General features: G+C 75.1%; 11 protein-coding genes. 8 read left to right on the forward strand and 3 right to left on the reverse strand.

What is annotated here, in order from left to right:
• Window positions 1–76 precede the first annotated feature (76 nt).
• The 5 genes from IF47_RS0107435 (at window position 77) to IF47_RS0107455 (ending at window position 7,916) form a co-directional block, all read left to right on the forward strand.
• Complete coding sequence (locus IF47_RS0107435; RefSeq protein WP_037732108.1) at window positions 77–1,045, forward strand: transporter substrate-binding domain-containing protein; 969 nt, start codon at window positions 77–79, stop codon at window positions 1,043–1,045.
• Window positions 1,046–1,086: 41 nt separating this feature from the next.
• Window positions 1,087–2,421: a hypothetical protein gene (locus tag IF47_RS0107440; RefSeq protein WP_031507514.1), complete on the forward strand. Its 1,335-nt coding sequence runs from the start codon at window positions 1,087–1,089 to the stop codon at window positions 2,419–2,421.
• Entirely contained in the window at window positions 2,418–4,925 is a 2,508-nt protein-coding gene (locus IF47_RS0107445) for a serine/threonine-protein kinase (RefSeq protein WP_031507515.1), read from the forward strand. The genes IF47_RS0107440 and IF47_RS0107445 overlap by 4 nt, the downstream gene beginning before the upstream one ends.
• Window positions 4,926–4,927: 2 nt before the next feature.
• The gene (locus tag IF47_RS0107450; RefSeq protein WP_031507516.1) at window positions 4,928–6,247 is read left to right on the forward strand and encodes a PP2C family protein-serine/threonine phosphatase; all 1,320 of its coding nucleotides are present in this window, start codon (window positions 4,928–4,930) and stop codon (window positions 6,245–6,247) included.
• A gap of 349 nt (window positions 6,248–6,596) precedes the next feature.
• Window positions 6,597–7,916, forward strand: coding sequence for an FHA domain-containing protein (locus IF47_RS0107455; protein ID WP_031507517.1), 1,320 nt, complete (start codon window positions 6,597–6,599; stop codon window positions 7,914–7,916).
• Here the strand turns inward: IF47_RS0107455 and IF47_RS0107460 are convergent.
• Window positions 7,897–8,958, reverse strand: a complete 1,062-nt coding sequence (locus IF47_RS0107460) for a methyltransferase domain-containing protein (RefSeq protein ID WP_051717189.1) — start codon at window positions 8,956–8,958, stop codon at window positions 7,897–7,899. The genes IF47_RS0107455 and IF47_RS0107460 overlap by 20 nt on opposite strands.
• A gap of 94 nt (window positions 8,959–9,052) precedes the next feature.
• Between IF47_RS0107460 and IF47_RS0107465 the strand changes: the two genes are divergently transcribed.
• The 3 genes from IF47_RS0107465 to IF47_RS0107475 all read left to right on the forward strand — a co-directional run bounded on the left by IF47_RS0107465 (window position 9,053) and on the right by IF47_RS0107475 (window position 11,357).
• Window positions 9,053–9,781 (forward strand): ABC transporter ATP-binding protein, encoded by a 729-nt coding sequence (locus IF47_RS0107465; protein WP_031507519.1) that lies wholly within the window; start codon window positions 9,053–9,055, stop codon window positions 9,779–9,781.
• Complete coding sequence (locus IF47_RS0107470; RefSeq protein ID WP_245641031.1) at window positions 9,778–10,848, forward strand: ABC transporter permease; 1,071 nt, start codon at window positions 9,778–9,780, stop codon at window positions 10,846–10,848. Before IF47_RS0107465 ends, IF47_RS0107470 begins: the two co-directional genes overlap by 4 nt.
• 104 nt (window positions 10,849–10,952) lie before the next feature.
• Window positions 10,953–11,357, forward strand: a complete 405-nt coding sequence (locus IF47_RS0107475) for a globin (RefSeq protein ID WP_031507521.1) — start codon at window positions 10,953–10,955, stop codon at window positions 11,355–11,357.
• A gap of 87 nt (window positions 11,358–11,444) precedes the next feature.
• On the opposite strand, the gene IF47_RS0107480 is transcribed toward IF47_RS0107475, so the two are convergent.
• Both IF47_RS0107480 and IF47_RS0107485 read right to left on the reverse strand, forming a co-directional pair.
• A complete protein-coding gene (locus IF47_RS0107480; RefSeq protein ID WP_031507522.1) occupies window positions 11,445–12,191 on the reverse strand; it encodes a DUF8010 domain-containing protein in 747 nt (248 codons plus the stop codon).
• Window positions 12,188–12,637 carry an acyl-CoA thioesterase gene (locus IF47_RS0107485; RefSeq protein WP_031507523.1) on the reverse strand — a complete coding sequence of 150 codons (450 nt, stop codon included), beginning with the start codon at window positions 12,635–12,637 and terminating at the stop codon, window positions 12,188–12,190. The genes IF47_RS0107480 and IF47_RS0107485 overlap by 4 nt, the downstream gene beginning before the upstream one ends.

Consider the following 12,637-nt stretch of genomic DNA (forward strand, 5'->3'; position numbering starts at 1 on the left):
CGTGAGAGCACCTGGGAGGGGCCCGTGGGGACGTGGGCCCGGCACGCGGGGCGCAGCGTCCCCCACGAGCGTCGCCGTGTCGTTGGGCGGGCTCGTCCTGTCCGTCGCGATGCTGCTGTGGACGGTGCCGGCCACGGGGACGCCCGCCCGGCCGGCCGCGGACGGCGACCGCGCGGCGGGACGCGGGCCCGGCGCCGCGCGGACGTCGCCCGCCGCCGAACGGGAGACCTGCGCCGACGGCCGCGATCCCGCCGAGAGCCTGCGGCCCTCGAACGAGGCGGGGCCCGCGGTGGAGCGCGTCCGGCGGGCGGGCCGGCTGGTGGTCGGCGTCGACCAGAACAGCTACCTGTGGGGCTACCGCGATCCCTCCTCCGGCGACATCGTCGGCTTCGACATCGATCTGGTGAAGGCCATCGCAAAGGACCTCCTCGGCGATGACCCCGAGATCGTCTACAAGACCGTCCCGACCGACCGGCGCATCCCCGCCGTCCAACGGCGCGAGGTGGACATGGTGGTGCGCACCATGTCGATCACCTGTGCCCGTCTGAAGGAGGTGGCGTTCTCCACCGCGTACTTCGAGGCGGGACAGCAGATCCTCGCCCCGAGGTCCTCGTCGATCACGGGGTTCGACGAGACGTTGCGCGGCAAGAGGCTGTGCACCGCCGCCGGTTCGACCGCGCAGACCCTGCTGGAGAAGGACGACGGGGGCGCCGAACCGGTCTACGTCGACAACCAGCTCGACTGCCTGGTGCGGCTCCAACTCGGCGAAGTGGACGCGGTGATGACCGACAGCGCCCTGGCCGCCGGACAGGCCGCCCAGGACCCCTCGGTGCGCCTCGTCGGCGACCCGCTGACCGTGGAGCCGTACGGCGTCGCGATGCACCGGGAGGACGAGGATCTGGTGCGCCGGGTCAACAAGGTGCTCGACGACTACCGCCGGGGCGGTGAGAACAGTCCGTGGATGGCCGCATACAAACGGTGGCTCGCCGACAAGATGGAGGTAGCGGAGCCGGCTCCCCCGGCTCCGGCGTACAGGGACCGATGACGCGCCGGGCACGACCGGCGACGAGAACGGCGAGGTGATCGATGGGGGACGGCGGAGGTCCGGAGCCCGACGAACCGGTGATGAGCCGGGAGGAGGTGGACCGCGCCCTGGCCCGGCTCGGCGCGGAACACGAGGCGCTCGAGACGTCCCTGCTCTCGCTCCAGGACCACGCGGGACGCAGGCTGTTGGAGGGCGCCGCGCTGACGGGCGTCACCAAGGAGCGGTGGGCGCGGGCCGAGGAGGCGATCTCGCTGCTGTGGACGTACTTCGAGGCCTACACCGCCACGCTGGACTCGCTCCGTGAGCTGCGCGCCCGGCGCCGGCGGCCGACCCCGGAGGACCTCGCCGAGCTGACCGGCGGGCTGCGGAACCCGTCGGCGACCGTCCCGACGGACCCGGACGGCGGAGGCGGCGGGAACGGCGGAGGTGACGGCGGGGACGGAGGCGGCGGCGAGCGGATCGGCCTGGCGGAACTGGTCGACCGGATGAACGACCGGTACGCCCGGGCCCTCGACGTGGTGGCCGCCGCCGACTCCGTGTGGTCCGCCCTGCCCGCCCGGATAGACATGCTCTCCGCCGAGTTGCGGCGCGTCCGCTCCCTGGCGCACTCCGTCGGCGTGCGCCCCGGGGAGCACCCGGCGGGCGACGAGTTGGAGCGGACGACCGAGGAGTTGACCTCGCTCCGCGCCGAAGTGGTCGCCGACCCGCTGGCCTTCTGGATTCCGGCGGGCGGGAGTTCGGCCCCCGGCGGCGGTCGTCCCGACACCGAGCGGTACGACCGGGCGGCCCGCGCCCTGGACGACATCCGCCGCGAGATCGACGCCGTGCTCCAGGTGCGGCAGGACGCCGAACAGCGGCTGATGCGGCTGCGCGACGTGCTGTCCCGGGCGGACCGCACCCTCGCGGAGGCCCGCACGGCGCGCGGCGAGGTGCTGGCGAGGATCGCCGCTTCCGAGGTGCCCGCGGTGAGCGGTCCCCCGACCGTGCTGTACGAGCAGTTGGAGGCCGCGATCGAGCACCGGCGTCACGCCCGCTGGCACCGGCTGTCGCCGCTGTTGGAGAGCCTGGAGGAGCGCGCGGAGGAGGAGCTGGAGCGGGCCCGCGCCTCGTTGACCGCCGTGACCGCGCCGCTGGCCGTCCGCGCGGAGCTGCGCGGCCGGCTGGACGCCTGCCGCGCGAGGGTGGCCCGGCACGGTTCGGCGGACGACCCGCTGCTGTCGGAGCGGTACGACCTCGCGCGGCGGCTGCTGTGGAGCGCGCCGTGCGACCTGCGGGCCGCCGAACAGGCGGTGTTGCGCTACCAACAGGCGGCTTGGGAGGTCCTGGCGCCACGGGAGGGCGGCGGGCCGACCGGCCGGGAAGGAGACGCCCGATGAGCGCGGGCTCCGGGGCCGTCCGGGCGTGCGGGCGACCCGGCTGCGCGGGGACGTACCGGGACGCCGGGGGCGGCGCGCCGTACTGCGATGCCTGCGGGACGCCGCCGCCGGTCTCCCCGGACGGCACGGTGGCCTCGCCCCCGACGAGCGCCCACGGCACCCCGCCCTCCGGGACGTCCCGGCCCTCGGCACCGTCGGGTCCGGCCGTCGACTCCTCCTCCGCCTCGTCGTCGGGGCGGCTGTCGGGGCGGCTGTCGGGCCGCCCCTCGGGGCGGCCCGTCTCCGTGCGCAGCTCGCGCTCGTCGTCGTCCTCCTCCGGGCGCGGCGCGCTGGGCGCCGGCCTGGTGTCCGTGCCTCCGGTGCCGCGCCCGGACCCCCGGTCGGCGGTGTTGGAGAACCCCGAGGTGCCCGAGCGGAAGCGGTTCTGCGGCCACCCCGGGTGCGGCGCTCCGGTGGGACGTTCGCGCCGCGGCCGGCCGGGCCGCGCCGAGGGCTTCTGCACCCGGTGCGGACACCCCTACTCCTTCGTCCCCAAGCTGCGGCCGGGCGACGTGGTGCACGGCCAGTACGAGGTGGTGGGCTGCCTCGCGCACGGCGGACTGGGCTGGATCTACCTGGCGGTGGACCACGCGGTCTCCGGCCGCTGGGTGGTGCTCAAGGGCCTGCTGGACACCGGCGACGAGGAGGCCATGGCCGCGGCGATCTCCGAGCGTCGGTTCCTCGCGGAGATCGAACACCCCTCCATCGTGCGGATATACAACTTCGTCGAGCACCTGGACCGGCGCACCGGCAGCCTCGACGGCTACATCGTGATGGAGTACGTCGGCGGCAGGTCGCTGAAGGAGATCGCCAACTCCCGTCGGACGCCTCGGGGTCGCCGCGATCCGCTGCCGGTCGAGCAGGCGTGCGCGTACGGCATCGAGGCGCTGGAGGCGCTCGGTCACCTGCACGCCCGGAACCTGCTCTACTGCGACTTCAAGGTCGACAACGCCATCCAACAGGGGGACCGGCTCAAGCTGATCGACATGGGCGCGGTCCGGCGGATGGACGATCGGGAGAGCGCGATCTACGGCACGATCGGCTACCAGGCGCCGGAGGTGACGCGGACGGGTCCGTCGGTGGCCTCCGACCTGTACACGGTGGCCCGCACGCTGGCCGTGCTGACCTTCGACTTCCGGGGCTACACCACCGTGTTCGCGCACAGCCTGCCGGGACCGGAGCACATCGAGGTCTTCCGGCGGCACGAGTCGTTCCACCGGCTGCTGGTGCGGGCGACCGATCCCGACCCGCAGCGGCGGTTCGCCTCGGCGGAGGAGATGTCCGAGCAGCTCACGGGCGTGCTGCGGGAGATCGTGGCGCTCCGGACGGGCGAGCCGCGGCCGTCGGTGTCCACGCTGTTCGGCCCGGAGACGAGGGTGGTGGACACCCAGGTGCTGGCGCCCGCCGCCGGTGACACCTCCCTCCTGGGCATCCGCGCGCCCAGGCGCCCGCGCCGGGCGCGCGGCACGACGGCGCACCCCGTGGCGAGCGCGGGCGCTGTGGGCGCGGCGCCCGCGCTGGTGCCGCTGGACGCGCGGGCCGCGGCGTCTGCCCTTCCGGTGCCGTTGGTGGACCCGACCGACCCGAACGCGGGGTTCCTCGCCGGTCTGCCGGCCGCCGAACCCGCCGAGCTGGTCGCCGCGTTGCGGGCCGCGCCGACCGACTCCGCGGAGCGCCGGCTGCGGGAGCTGCGCGCCTGGCTGGAGACGGGCGACCCGCGGGGCGGCCCGGCCGCCGCCGGGGTGCTGGCCGAGTTGGAGGAGCGGTACGCGGACGACCGGCGGGTGGTCTGGTACCGGGGGCTGTACGCCCTGGCGACCGGCGACCGGGAGACGGCGGCGGCGGCCTTCGACGCGGTCCACGGCGCCTTCCCCGGGGAGCCCGCCCCCAAGTTGGCGCTCGGCGTCTGCGCCGAGGCGCTGGGGCGGTGGGAGGAGGCCGCGCGGTACTACCGGCTGGTGTGGGCGACCGACCGGAGCTGGGTGAGCGCCGCGTTCGGCCTGGCCCGGGTACGGTTGGCCACCGGCGACCGCCACGGTGCCGTGCGGGTGCTGGAGTCCGTGCCGGAGTCCTCCGTCCACCACACGGCCGCGCGGGTGGCCGCCGTACGGGCCCGGCTGCGTCAACGTTCCCCGTACGAGCCGCTGTCGGAGGACCTGCGGGCCGCCGCCCGTGAGGTGGAACGGTTGCGGGAGACGGGTCTGGACGCGCTGCGCCGCGAACGGTTGACCGCCGAGGTACTGGGCAGTGCGTTGGACTGGGTGCTGGCGGGCCGGCTGGGCGCGCCCGCGCCCGCCGGTTCGGGGCGGCTCCCGCCCCTGCTGGGCTGCGAGTTGGACGAGACAGGGCTCCGCCTGGGGCTGGAACGTTCGTTCCGGCTGCTCGCCCGGCTCGCGCAGACCGGCGCCGAAAGGATCGAACTGGTGGAACGGGCCAACCGTCTCCGCCCCAGAACGTGGGTGTGACCATGCCGCAGCTCGACCAACTCTCCGTCTGCCCCCGCTGCGAGGAGCCCCTCGAGGAGGGCGACCGCTTCTGCGGCGCGTGCGGTGCCGACCTGGTGGCCGCGGCGAACGGACCGCGACCGCCTGCGCCGCCCGTGCCCGCCGCACCGCCCGTGCCTCCGATGCCCTCGGTCCCGCCGCCGCCCGCGGCGCCCCCGGCGGCCCCGGCCGTCCCCCCGGCACCCTCCGCACCGCCTCCACCGCCCGCACCGTCCGCACCGCCCGTGCCTCCGGCGTCTTCCGCGCCTCCCGCGTCCTCCGCGGCGGACGCGCGGCCCACGCCGACCGAGCCGGACTTCCCCCTGCCCCCGCCCGCCCCGGCCCCCGCCGAGGACCCGCGACTCCTCGACCCCCCGCCGTCCCGCTCCGGCGACCGACGCCCCCGGTGCGTCGCCTGCGGCACCGGCCCCGTCGACGGGGCCGGCCACTGCGAGCGCTGCGGACACGTCCAGCCGCGCGAACGCGACCACATGGAACGGACGTCAAAGGGGGTGGCGGCGGTCAGCGACCGGGGGTTGCGCCACCACCGCAACGAGGACTCCTTCGCCGTCTCCACCGGCGCGCTGCCGGACGGCTCGCCGGCCGTGGTCGCCATCGTCTGCGACGGGGTGTCCTCGGCGACCCGCCCCGACGAGGCGTCGGCCACCGCCGCCGAGACCGCCTGCGCCTCGGCGCTCGACGCGCTGCCGCGCGGCGTCCCGGTCCGGCAGGCGGTCCACGACGCCCTGATCGCCGCCGCCGAGGCCGTCGGCGCCATGGCCACCGTGGAGGAGACCCAGGACCCGACGCGGAACGCCCCGGCCTGCACCATCGTCGGCGCGGTCGCCGCGGGCGACCTCCTCACCGTCGGCTGGATCGGCGACAGCCGCGCCTACTGGATTCCCGACGACCGCTCGGCCCGGCCCGCCCGGCTCACCGAGGACGACTCCTGGGCGGCCCAGATGGTGGCGGCGGGCCTGATGGAGGAGGCCGAGGCGTACGCGGACCCCCGGGCCCACGCCATCACCGGATGGCTGGGCGCGGACGCCTACGAGATCGACCCGCACACCGTCTCGTTCACCCCGGACGGGCCGGGCGTGGTGGTGGTGTGCACCGACGGGCTGTGGAACTACGCCGAGTCCGCCGAGGAGATGGCCGCCGTGGTCACGCCCGACGCCCACGCCGACCCGCTGCGGTGCGCCCGGCACCTGGTGGGCCACGCGCTGGACGGCGGCGGGCACGACAACGTGACGGTGGCGGTGGTGCCGTTCCCCGTCCCGTCCGGTCGGCCGGTGTCCGGCTGAGGCGCCTGCGCGGGGCGTTCCGGAAGGTGTCGCGGACGTCACACGGACGGTGGAGGCCACGCGCGACGGGGGGACCCCGGACGGGGCACCGCGCTCGCGGTGTCCGCGCCGGCGCCCGGTCCTTCGGGGTGAACCGTCCGCGCCCCGGAGGCGTCGTGGTGACGGGGGCGCCCCCGCTCCGCCTCGAAGGGGGTGGGCGTGATCGACGCGGTGACCGGTACTGTTCGACCGAGGGCGAACGTCTCCGAGGCCGACGAGGCGGCGCCCCGGGCGCGGACCGGCAGGACGGTCCGCGCCGGCGAGCGACCCACGGAGCGACACGGAACTGCACGGAGGGGGAAGGACCGACATGCCGACCTGCCCGAACGGCCACCAGTCGGCGGCCGACGACTGGTGCGAGGTGTGCGGCCACCGCATGACCTCCGCTCCGGGGGCGCCCGCCGGTGCCGTCCCGCCTCCTCCCCTGCCCGGCCAGTCGATGCCCGGCCAGGGCGGCTACGGCTACCCCGCTCCGGTGGGCGGTGCCACGGCGCAGGCGGAGCCGTGCCCGCGGTGCCGTACGCCGCGTGACGGCCAGGCGCCGTTCTGCGGGGAGTGCCGGTACAACTTCCCGGCCCCCTCCTCCGCCACCGGCGGCTACGCCTCGCCGCCCCCGCCGCCCCCGCCGTCCCAGGCGCCCGGCGGCAGCATGGGCGGGCTGAACCTGCCGCCCGGCTTCCAGCAGGCGGGGCCGCCCGGTCCGCCCCCGCCTCCACCGCCGCCCCGGATGGACTACGAGTCCTCCGGGACCGGCCCGCAGGGCCGCCCGGCCGAGCCGCTCGCCCCCGAGCCGCCGAGGCCCCCGCAGCCGCAGCCGATGATCCCGCACCAGCAGCAGCACCACGCGCCGCCTCCGCCCGAGCAGCCGGAGTACGTCCGTGCCGACTTCGGGCAGCAGCAGGGGCAGGGCTACGGCTACCCGCAGCCGCTCGCCCCCCAGCCGCCCCACCAGCAGCCCCCACCGCCTCCACACCAGCCGCCGCACCAGCCCTCCCACCAGCCGCCGGCCGGGGGGAACGACGACTGGACGCTGCCGCCGCCCGGTCCCGGTGCGCACGACCCGCACGGTTACGGGCAGCAGCAGGGGCACGGTTACGGCTACCCGCAGCCGCTCGCCCCCCAGCCGCCCCACCAGCAACCGCATCAGCAGCACCAGCAACCGCATCAACAGCCCCACCAGCAGCCGGGCCAGGGCCAGAACCAGGGGCAGCCTCCGCAGCAGCCCGCCGGCTGGATGGTGACGATCGGCCCGGACCGCGAGTACTTCACCGCGATGATGCAGCGCAGCGGCCCGGAGGCGGCCGGCCTCAACCTTCCCGCCTACTCCCCCGAGCAGCAGGTCCGGCTCACCGGCACCCAGGTCACCATCGGTCGGCGTCGGCACTCCACCGGCGAGTCGCCCGACATCGACCTGGCCCGTCCGCCGGAGGACCCGGGCGTCTCGCACCAGCACGCGGTGCTGGTGCAGCAGCCCGACGGGGGCTGGGCCGTGGTCGACCAGGACTCCACCAACGGCACCACCATCAACGGTGCCGAGGACCCGATCCAGCCGTTCGTCCCGGTCCCCCTCAAGGAGGGCGACCGAGTGCACGTCGGCGCGTGGACCACGATCACCCTGCACCGGGGCTGACCCCGGGGCCGGCGGGGCCGGCCGCCCGCCCTCGGGGCCGGCCCGTCGTCAGCGGCCAGCGGTTCGGCCCCTCGGGGTCGTCCAGCCAGGCCCACTGCTCCCCGCCGCGCACCGTCACGCCGTACCGGGCGCGGTCCGGCCGGCCTGCGCGCCGCCATGCCTCGTAGGTGGCGGCCGGGTCCGGGCCGCCCCCGATCAGTGAGAGCAGGAAGCCGAACGACTCCGTCCGCAGCGCCTCGCGCGGCAGGTCCCCCGGATCGATCCGCGGGCGCGGCGGGACGTCGCCGCGCAGGGGGACGAAGTAGGCGGGGGTCTCCAGGAACCGCCCCTCCGCGTGTTCGGCGTCCGTCACCCGCAGGGCGAGCAGGCCGGTGGCCATCGGGGTCAGGACGCGCGCCCCCGGCCTGCACTGCGCGAGCCACTCGGGCGGGACGGTGTCCAGCGCGCAGGTCGCGATGATCCGGTCGTACGGCCCCCGCTCCGGGCAGCCGCGGGCCCCGTCCCCGGTGACCACCGCGGGCCGCCGGCCCGCCGCCGCCAGCCGTTTTCGGGCCTCCTCGGTGATCTCCGGGTCCAGGTCGACGGTGGTCACGTGCTCGTCGCCCAGCCGGTGGGCGAGGAGGGCGGCGTTCCAGCCGGTGCCGGTGCCGATCTCCAGGACGTCCATCCCGTCCTCGACCCGCAACTCCTCCAGCATCATCGCCATGAGGGAGGGCTGGCTGGAGGAGGAGACCGGTTCGCCGTCCCGCACCAGGGTGGCCAGCGGCTCGTCCTCGTACACGCCCGTCAGCCACATCTCCCGGCCGAGCGGGTCGGGGGCGTCGCGCCGGCGCCGCTCGTACCCGCCCACCCGCGGCACGTGGTAGTACGGCACGAACAGGTGACGCGGCACGGCCTCGAACGCGGCCCGCCAGGCCGGATCGGTCAGCGCGCCCTCCGCCTCGATCCTCCGCACCAGCGCCCCGGCCAGGACCCGGGCCCGCGCGGCGAGTTCCCCGCCCTCCTGCCACCCGACGCCCTCGGTGTCGCTTTCGTCCCTCATGTCTCCACTGTGCTGCGCCCGAGGCGATCCCGCGAGATCGTTCCGGAGCGCTCCGCCCACCGGAAGGTGATATTCCGCCGTTACGCTCCGCACCATGACCACCGCCGCGATCACAGTCGAGGGACTGCGCAAACGGTACGGGGACGTGCGGGCCGTCGACGGGGTGTCCTTCACCGTCGAGCGCGGCGAGTTCTACGGCATCCTCGGACCGAACGGCGCGGGCAAGACGACCACCCTGGAGATCACCGAGGGGCTGCGCAGGCCCGACGAGGGCGAGGTGCGGCTGCTGGGCGAGTCCCCCTTCCCCCGGAACCCGGCGCTGCTGCGTCGGATCGGCGTCCAACTCCAGGCGTCGGCGTTCTTCGAGAAGCTGTCCGCCCGCGAGCAGATCCACACCTTCGCCTCCCTCTACGGCGTCTCCGCCGAGCGCGCCGACGCGATGCTGGAGACCGTCGGCCTCACCGAGAAGGCGGGCACCCGCGAGGACAGGCTCTCCGGCGGCCAGGCCCAGCGGCTGTCCATCGCCTGCGCCCTGGTCCACGACCCGGAGCTGGTCTTCCTCGACGAGCCCACCACCGGCCTCGACCCGCAGGCCCGCCGCAACCTGTGGGACCTGCTGCGGGCCATCAACGACGAGGGCCGCACGGTGGTGCTCACCACGCACTCCATGGACGAGGCCGAATCGCTGTGCGACCGGGTCGCGGTGATGGACCGCGGTCGCGTCCTGCGCGTGGGCGCCCCCGCCGACCTGATCTCCGAGCTGGGCGCGGCCTCGCTGGAGGACGTCTTCCTCCAGTTGACCGGACGGGAGTACCGCCAGTGAACACCAAGGCGTTCACCAGCCTCTCCAAGGCGATGGCCCTGGGGATGCTGCGGGACCGGACCGCCGTCTTCTTCATCCTGCTCTTCCCCCTGATGTTCCTGCTCCTGTTCGGCGCGCTGTTCAAGAACGAGTCGACGCCGCGGGTGGAGATCGTCCAGATCGGTCGGGTCGAGGTGCTGGACTCCCTGCCGCGCGAGGCGCGGGAGGCCCTGGACGACGTGCTGAACGTGCGGAAGTCCGACGACCGCGAGCGGGCGCTGGAGGAGGTCCGCGCGGGCGACGTGGACGCGGTGGTCTGGCAGGACGGCGACCGGGTGCGGATGCGCTACTCGGCGGCCGACCCGACCCGGGCGGGCAACGCGCGGGTGGTCGTCGACTCGCTCGTCCAGCAGGCCAACATCGCGGCGACCGGACAGCCCCCGGCGTACGAGCTGAGCGCCGGGCAGGTGGAGGACGAGTCCCTGAAGGCGATCCAGTTCTTCACCCCCGGCCTGCTCGGCTGGGCGGTGGCGATGAGCGCGGTCGTCGGCTCGGCGCTCACCCTGGTGAACTGGCGCAGGAAGCGCATCCTGCGCCGGCTGTGGCTCGCCCCGGTGGGCGCGGGCTCGGTGGTCGCCGCCCGCATCGGGGTGAACGTCACCCTCGCCCTCGTCCAGACGCTGGTCTTCGTCGGGGTGGCGTCGATCCCGTTCTACGGCCTGGAGCTGACCGGCCACTGGTGGCTGTCCCTGCCGCTGATCGTCTGCGGCACCCTGGCCTTCATGTCCATCGGCCTGGTCGTCGGCGCCCGGACGAAGACCGAGGAGGCCGCCAACGGCGTGGCCCAGCTCGTCATCCTGCCGATGGCCTTCCTCTCCGGCGCCTTCTTCCCCCTGGACAGCGCGCCGACCTGGGTGCGGACGGTCTCCGAGGTCCTCCCGCTCAAGCACCTCAACGAGGCGATGCAGGACGTCCTCTCCCGTGGCCAGGGCTGGGACGCCGCCCTGCCCGTCATGGGCGGGCTGCTGCTGTTCGCCGCGGTCATGACGGCGATCGCCGCCCGACTCTTCCGCTGGGACGACGCCTGAGGGAGCGGAGGAGGCCGGGGCGGACGTGCGCCCGGCCGGCGAGGGCCGGAGGCGGTGACCTAAGTCTCCGGTCCTCGGCCGGGGCATCTGCGACCATGGGGGGCGTGATGGAGATTCCGCGCGGCAGCTTGCAGACGCAGACCTTCTTCGACCAGGTCGGTGGCGAGGAGACGTTCCGCCGACTGGTGCGCCGGTTCTACGAGGGCGTCGCGGAGGACCCGCTGCTGCGGCCGATGTACCCCGAGGAGGACCTCGGACCGGCCGAGGAGCGTCTGGTGCTGTTCCTGATGCAGTACTGGGGCGGGCCGAGGACGTACAGCGAGCAGCGGGGGCACCCCCGGCTGCGGATGCGGCACATGCCCTTCACCATCGACCGGGCCGCCCATGACGCCTGGCTGCGGCACATGCGCGACGCCGTCGACAGCCTCGACCTGGCGCCCGAGCACGAGAAGCAGTTGTGGGACTACCTGGTCTACGCGGCGGCCTCGATGATCAACGCCCCGGACTGAGCGTCCGGGGCTCTTCCCGGCGCCCCGCGCCGCGTGCCGCGGGGCGCCGGCGACCGTTCACCCCACGATCGTTCACCCCGAGGCCGTTCACAACGGGGTGACGCTCAGGCCCGTACCGCCGCCCCTGCGCACGGCCGTCGAGCCGTAGGGGGTGCGCAGCCGCAGCCAGGAACCGGCGGCGAGCACCGTGACCCGGGGCCCTGTTTCGGCGCCGGCCGGGCCGCCCCGTCCGGGTCCGCCGATCGGTCCGTCGGGCCCGGCGGCGACGACGGGCCCGACCGGCCGCAGCATCCCCAGGGCCTGGGCCGCGTGCACGGCGCGCAGCGGCAGTCCGGCACCGCCGCCGCCCAACGGGCGGGACCAGATCTCCTCCGCCAGCGCGTCCAGCGCCTCGCGGGTGCGCTCGGCCGGCGGCAGCGTCTCGCTGCGCCGACGGAACTCGGCGACCACCGCGGCGGCGACCGACCGGACCGACTCGTACGGCAGTTCGCCGACCGGACGCCAGCCGCCGCGCGGCGGCAGCACCCCGGCCCACGGCGGACCGGTCACGGCGTCGGGGACGGTCACCGCCGCGGACGCCTCGTCGACGCCCTCCAGCAGTTCCCCGGCCGAGACCGTCGCGTCCAGCAGCACCGGCTCGGCCAGGCGGGCCGTCCGCACGGCCAGCACCTCGAACCGGGCCGGGCGGCCGAAGACGCCCAGGACCCCGTCGTCGGTGCCCCGCAGCCGCACCGCCGCGTTCTTCTCCCAGCGCAGCAACCGTCCCAGGAAGGCGGCGAGTTCCGCCGCCTCCCCGGGCTCGGCGAACACCGGACGCGCGGCCGTGGTGCTCATGCGGCGCCGGTTCCCGTCGCGCTGTCGTCCAGGTACTCCTTGAGGAACGCCTTCTCCTCGTCGGTGAGTCGACGGGGACGCTCCTTCTCCAGGTCGTAGGGGACCACGACCGTCGAGGCCCGCACATAGACGGTGGCCCGGTCCTCGGCGTCCTCGGCGCGGTCCTTGACCTCGTAGGCGACCGTCAGCGACGCCGCCCCGATCTTCGTCACCCACATCTCGACCACGACCGGTTCGGGCCGGTGCTTGAGCGGTCTCACATAGGCGATCTCGTGGCTCGCCACCACCGAGCCGCCGGTGAAGGCGCCGGAAGCCGCCTGCCGCGCCAGTCGGAACATGAAGTCGATCCGCGCCTCTTCCAGGTACCGCAGGAAGACGACGTTGTTGACGTGCCCGAAGGCGTCCATGTCCGACCAGCGCAGCGGGCAGGGGAATACGTGTCGCAA

This window comes from Streptomyces megasporus (assembly GCF_000718985.1).
GTDB lineage: Bacteria > Actinomycetota > Actinomycetes > Streptomycetales > Streptomycetaceae > Streptomyces > Streptomyces megasporus.